At 73.4% G+C, this 1,366-nt stretch carries 1 protein-coding gene; it reads right to left on the bottom strand.

Going from position 1 to position 1,366, the window contains the following annotated elements:
- A partial coding sequence (locus tag L7D48_RS28860) for a cation-translocating P-type ATPase (protein ID WP_237884061.1) occupies positions 1 to 1,366 on the bottom strand: 1,366 nt, incomplete at both ends.

The raw sequence follows: 1,366 nt of genomic DNA, 5'->3' as shown, positions 1-1,366 counted from the left end.
GGTGTGGACGGTCAGGAGGGTCATCTTCCCGGTGGTGACGGTGCCGGTCTTGTCCAGGACGACGGTGTCCACGCGCCGGGTGGTCTCCAGGACCTCGGGGCCCTTGATGAGGATGCCGAGCTGGGCGCCGCGGCCGGTGCCGACCATCAGGGCGGTGGGGGTGGCCAGGCCCAGGGCGCAGGGGCAGGCGATGATCAGGACGGCGACGGCCGCGGTGAACGCGGCGGTGAGTCCTGCTCCGTTGCCGAGCCAGAAGCCCAGGGTGGCCAGGGCGAGGGTGATGACGACGGGGACGAAGACGGCGGAGATGCGGTCGGCCAGGCGCTGGGCGGCGGCCTTGCCGTTCTGGGCGTCCTCGACCAGTCTGGCCATCCGGGCGAGCTGGGTGTCGGAGCCGACGCGGGTGGCCTCGACGACCAGCCGGCCGCCGGCGTTGAGGGTGGCGCCGGTGACCGCGTCGCCCACGCCGACCTCGACGGGGACGGACTCGCCGGTCAGCATCGAGGCGTCCACGGCCGAGGAGCCCTCGACCACGGTGCCGTCGGTGGCGATCTTCTCGCCGGGGCGGACCAGGAAGCGGTCCCCGACGGCCAGTTCGGCGACGGGGACGAGCACCTCGCGGCCGTCGCGCAGGACTGTGACCTCCTTGGCGCCCAGCTCCAGTAGGGCGCGCAGGGCGGCGCCGGCCTTGCGCTTGGAGCGGGCCTCGAAGTAGCGGCCGGCCAGGATGAAGGCGGTGACCCCGGCGGCGGCCTCCAGGTAGATGTTGGCGGCGCCGTCGGTGCGGGCGATGGTCAGCTCGAAGGGGTGGGTCATCCCCGGGGTGCCGGCGGTGCCGAAGAACAGCGCCCACAGGGACCAGAGGAAGGCGGCCGAGGTGCCCACCGAGATCAGGGTGTCCATGGTGGCCGCGCCGTGCCGGGCGTTGGTGAAGGCCGCCTTGTGGAAGGGCCAGGCGGCATAGGTGATCACCGGGGCGGCCAGGGTCAGCGACAGCCACTGCCAGTAGGTGAACTGCCAGGCCGGGACCATGGCCAGCGCGATGACGGGCACGGCCAGGATCACGGCGGTGGCCAGGCGCTGCCGCAGCGGCCGCAGTTCGTCCCCCTCGTCCGCGGCGGGGGCCGCCTCGCCGGAGCCGCCGCCGGCCGTCCCGCGCTCGGGGGCGGGGGGCGTGGCGGTGTAGCCGGTGGCCTCGACGGTGGCGATCAGGTCCTCCACCCCGACGCCCTCGCCGAAGGAGACCTTGGCCTTCTCGGTGGCGTAGTTGACGGTGGCGCTCACCCCGTCCATGCGGTTGAGCTTCTTCTCGATACGGGCGGCGCAGGAGGCGCAGGTCATGCCGCCGATGGCGAGTTCGACCTCG

The organism is Streptomyces sp. ICN903 (assembly GCF_022015835.1).
Classification (GTDB): domain Bacteria; phylum Actinomycetota; class Actinomycetes; order Streptomycetales; family Streptomycetaceae; genus Streptomyces; species Streptomyces fenghuangensis.
The sequence above is the reverse complement of the archived record's forward strand: the minus strand, read 5'-3'. Positions and strand labels throughout refer to the sequence as shown.